The organism is Rhodococcus sp. EPR-147 (assembly GCF_001647185.1).
Lineage (GTDB): Bacteria > Actinomycetota > Actinomycetes > Mycobacteriales > Mycobacteriaceae > Rhodococcoides.
In genome coordinates, this window is the sequence record NZ_LVCU01000522.1 from 1 (window position 1) to 4,416 (window position 4,416).

Below are 4,416 nucleotides of genomic sequence, written 5' to 3' on the forward strand. Positions count from 1 at the left end.
AATGCGAAACCGACGATGAGAAGCCAGAGAAAATCCCAGAAAGAATCCATGGCGAACTTCCATTCCCTAAAGTGCCCCGACGGCAGGTTCATTGTCGCACGCGGCGTACCAGCTGAGCGTCGATAAACAGCGAAAAGCCGCCCATTCGTGATGATATGGGCGGCTTCGCGTCGAGCAGAGAATCTACTTCAGTGCACGGTTCACGGCCGAGACCACAGCGCGCAGTGATGCGGTGGTGATCGAGGTCGCGATGCCGACGCCCCAGACGGTGGTGGCGACACCGGCGGGTGAGGTGACCGAGGCCTCGACGTAGGCCGCGGCCTGGGCGTCGTCGCCGGCGGACATGGCGTGCTCGGAGTAGTCGAGGACGCTGACGTCGTATCCGATGGTGGACAGTGCGTCGACGAACGAGGCGAGGGGGCCGTTGCCGGATCCGGAGATCTCCTGCTCCACCCCGTCGACCTTGACCGTCGCGGTGATCGTGTCGGTGCCACCGTCGTGCTCGGCCGCGATGACCGACTGCTTGATGCGCTCGAGGGGGCGGATCGGGGTCAGGTACTCCTCGGCGAAGACGTCCCACATCTCCTTGGGCGAGACCTCGCCGCCCTCACCGTCGGTGATGCGCTGGACGGCCTGGGAGAACTCGATCTGGAGTCGACGCGGCAGGTTCAGGCCGTGATCGGACTTCATGATGTACGCGACGCCGCCCTTGCCGGACTGCGAGTTGACGCGAATGACGGCCTCGTAGGTGCGACCGACGTCCTTCGGGTCGACGGGCAGATACGGGACCTGCCAGGTGACGTCTCCGATGTCCGAACCCTGTTCGTCCGCAGTGACTTTCATCGCGTCCAGGCCCTTGTTGATGGCGTCCTGGTGGCTGCCGGAGAAGGCGGTGTAGACCAAGTCGCCGCCGTAGGGGTGACGCTCGGCGACGGGAAGTTGGTTGCAGTACTCCACGGTTCGACGGACCTCGTCGATGTTGGAGAAGTCGATCTGCGGATCGACACCGCGGGTGAACAGGTTCAACCCGAGCGTGACCAGGCAGACGTTGCCGGTGCGCTCGCCGTTGCCGAACAGGCAGCCCTCGATGCGATCCGCACCGGCCTGGTAGCCGAGTTCTGCTGCGGCAACACCGGTTCCGCGGTCGTTGTGCGGGTGCAGTGACAGTACGATGCTGTCGCGCCGATCGAGGTTGCGGCTCATCCACTCGATCGAGTCGGCATAGACGTTGGGTGTCGCCATCTCGACTGTCGCAGGCAGATTCAGGATCAGCGGCTTGGCGGGAGTGGGATCGATGATCGCGGTGACCGCGTCGCACACCTCTTTGGCGTAGGACAGTTCGGTGCCGGTGTAGGACTCGGGGGAGTACTCGTAGCGCCAGTCGGTATCGGGGAACTTGGCTGCTTCTTCGAGGACCTTGCGGGCACCGTCGGTGGCGATCTTCTTGATGACGTCACGCTCGGCCCGGAACACCACTCGGCGCTGCAGGATGGACGTCGAGTTGTAGAAGTGCACGATGACGCTGCGGGCACCCTCGCACGCGACGAAGGTGCGCTCGATCAGCTCGGGACGGCACTGCGTCAGCACCTGGATGGTGACGTCGTCGGGGATCGCGCCGTCCTCGATGATCTCGCGGACGAAGTCGAAGTCGGTCTGACTGGCCGACGGGAAGCCGACCTCGATCTGCTTGTAGCCCATGCGAACCAGCAGGTCGAACATGCGGCGCTTGCGGGCCGGGCTCATCGGATCGATCAGCGCCTGGTTGCCGTCGCGCAGATCGACGGCGCACCACTGCGGGGTGCGGTCGATGATCTTGTCCGGCCACGTGCGGTCGGGAAGGGTGACGTGCTCGACCTCCTCGGCGAACGGCCGGTAACGGTAGGTCGGCATCGAGGAGTTCTTCTGGGTGTTCCAGGCGGGCTGGTCGCTTGGTGCGGGCCGCGAGGGCGGGGTGATGGTGCGAGTTCCCGAGGTGAATGCGTCGGCTGGTGACATGGTCTTCGTCTCTCCGTACAGATCAGAGCAATGTGTTCGACCGGCGCAACGAACCCCGCGACGGGAAGCCAGTCTGGTCTCAGACCCCGTCGCGGCTGTTAAGAAGGAGAGCTCGCAGCATGGGCTGAGTGTACTACCGCGCGCCGACCGCCTACCCCAGGGTTGACGAGTGGAATTCTGCAGTTGCTGCATCGACTCTGCGTTGCCAGTGCCCGATGTCATTCATTCGTCCGACGGCGGTGATCGTCCAGCAGTGCGCGAGGAGTTCGTACCCGAGGCGATCGACCTCGGCATGCTGCGACCACACCCGATGAGCCCACCGCCGATCGTTGTGTGCGGCCTCGGCACCGGCCAACGCGGACCCGACCAGCTCGAACTGGACGTCGCGCCGGGCGGTGAGAGCGCTCGATCCGGCCACGTCCTCGGTGCGCAACACCGTCAGCAGATCGGCGCTGAGCGTCAGGACTCGGCCGTCGGACCACTGCAATGCGCGCCTGAACGCCCCGGGAAGCAGCAGCCACAGCGCAGCGAAGGCCAGAGCGACGCCCACCGTGGTTTCCACGATCCGGTCCACGACGATGTCCTCCAGCACAGCTCCCGGATGTGTCAGTGTCCCCATCAGCAGGGCGAGCGGAGTGATGAACGTGACGGCCAACCCGTAGTTGCGCGCCACCGACACCTCGATCGCGAACTGCAACACCATCAACACCACGATGACGGCCAGACCGGTCAGCGGCGAGAGGAAGATGGCGGAGAACAGGGCCACCCCCGCGAGGGTTCCGCCGAGCCGCTGCAGGCCGCGATAGGTGCCGTGCACCCGGTCGGGACCCTGTTGCAGCACCAGGACGGCACCGAGGATCGCCCAGTCCGGTCGGCTCAGATCCAGCGCGACGCTGATCCCGCCTGCCGCCGCTGCCGCGCAGAAGACCCTGATCGCCGTGGACGATGCGTGTGAATCCCGGTGCAGCGAGCGCCGCAACCGGTAGGCGATGCTCGGCCTCGCCAGCGGCAGCTGATCCGGCACCGAGTCGACTGCCTGGTCGGCATCCATGCCTCGAGAGGTAGTGGCCGCGAACGCCCGATGGGCGTCGAACAGCCTCTGCACCAGCACCGGCCTCGACGACAACCGTGCAGCACCGGCGTCGTACACGGCGGCCCAGGCTGCGTGCAGACGCGCGGCCGCGACGTGACGATCGGCGGCAGACGGCGTCGGCGAGCTCGTGTATTTCTCGATCGCGCCCACCGCGGCTCCGACGGCCTCGCGCTCGGGTCCTCGCGGATCCCACAGCACCCCGGACATCGACACCAGCAGCGCCGACGCGACGCCGATCGCCGCGCAGACCGCTCCGTGAACGGCGCCGATGCCGGCCCCGGGGATGTACGACGACACCGCGCACACCAGCACGAAGAAGAACGCACCCGGCGGTCCGAGTCGCAGCGCAGCGATGACGTAGACCGCCACGAGAGCCAGGAGCGAGAGCAGGGTCACCGGGATCATCTGCGCCCATCCGGTGCTCCCGAGATCGAGCGCCACCTGCCCGGCCGTCGCCCCGAGCCACACCGACGCCACCAGTGCGCCGCCCGCGGTCAGGACGACCCACCAACGCGAACGAAAGGGACGCCCCTCGCCGTAGATGACGGCGAAACTGCCCGAGACCACCAGCAGGGCCTCGGTGTGGAACCCGAGAACCCACGCCGCGATCGCGGGGATACCGAACGCCAGAGCCGAGCGCAGTCCACCCGGCCAGCGACGGCCGACGGCAGGGAGCCCGAAGAGCACCCGCAGACCTCGTGGGGGTGGGGGTGGGCGGTGCTCGGGAAGGGTCACCCGAACATGTTAGGTCAGGTGTATCCGCAGGCGAACCGCCCTAAAGTCCCAGCTCGGAGCTACCCGGGCCACTGCTCGGGGCATTCGCTCGGTAGGGTTACCCCGGAACAATCGCCCGATTGTCGGCTATCCAGCGGAGGTAAACAGGCGTGGCTCTCATCGTCCAGAAGTACGGTGGATCGTCGGTGGGAACCGCCGAACGTATCCGACGCGTCGCTGAACGAATCGTCGAGACCAAGAAGGCAGGCAACGACGTCGTCGTGGTCGTGTCGGCCATGGGCGACACCACCGACGAACTACTCGACCTGGCCCAGCAGGTGTGCCCGGCCCCGCCGGCCCGCGAGATGGACATGCTGCTCACCTCGGGTGAACGCATCTCCAACGCGCTGGTCGCGATGGCCATCCACTCGCTCGGTGCCGAGGCCCGGTCGTTCACCGGCTCCCAGGCAGGCGTCGTCACCACCAGCGTGCACGGCAACGCCAAGATCATCGACGTCACCCCCGGCCGCGTGCGCAGCGCCCTCGACGAGGGTTCGATCGTGCTCGTCGCCGGATTCCAGGGCGTCAGCCAGGACAGCAAGGACGTCACGACG

Annotated in this window: 3 protein-coding genes; 1 reads left to right on the forward strand and 2 read right to left on the reverse strand. The window is 66.5% G+C overall.

The features are described 5' to 3' along the window. Window positions 1-183: 183 nt before the first annotated feature. Both leuA and A2J02_RS22695 read right to left on the reverse strand, forming a co-directional pair. Entirely contained in the window at window positions 184-1,995 is a 1,812-nt protein-coding gene (leuA, locus tag A2J02_RS22690; RefSeq protein ID WP_068053950.1) for a 2-isopropylmalate synthase, read from the reverse strand. Between the two features lie 151 nt (window positions 1,996-2,146). Further along, complete coding sequence (locus A2J02_RS22695) at window positions 2,147-3,823, reverse strand: FUSC family protein (protein ID WP_156516345.1); 1,677 nt, start codon at window positions 3,821-3,823, stop codon at window positions 2,147-2,149. Window positions 3,824-3,972: 149 nt separating this feature from the next. Here A2J02_RS22695 and A2J02_RS22700 point away from each other — a divergent pair. After that, a partial coding sequence (locus A2J02_RS22700; protein ID WP_442971501.1) for an amino acid kinase family protein occupies window positions 3,973-4,416 on the forward strand: 444 nt, incomplete at its 3' end.

Excerpts from the sequence above, each read along its gene's own strand:
- leuA (WP_068053950.1), bottom strand. The coding sequence starts at position 1,995 with ATGTCACCAGCCGACGCATTCACCTCGGGAACTCGCACCATCACCCCG.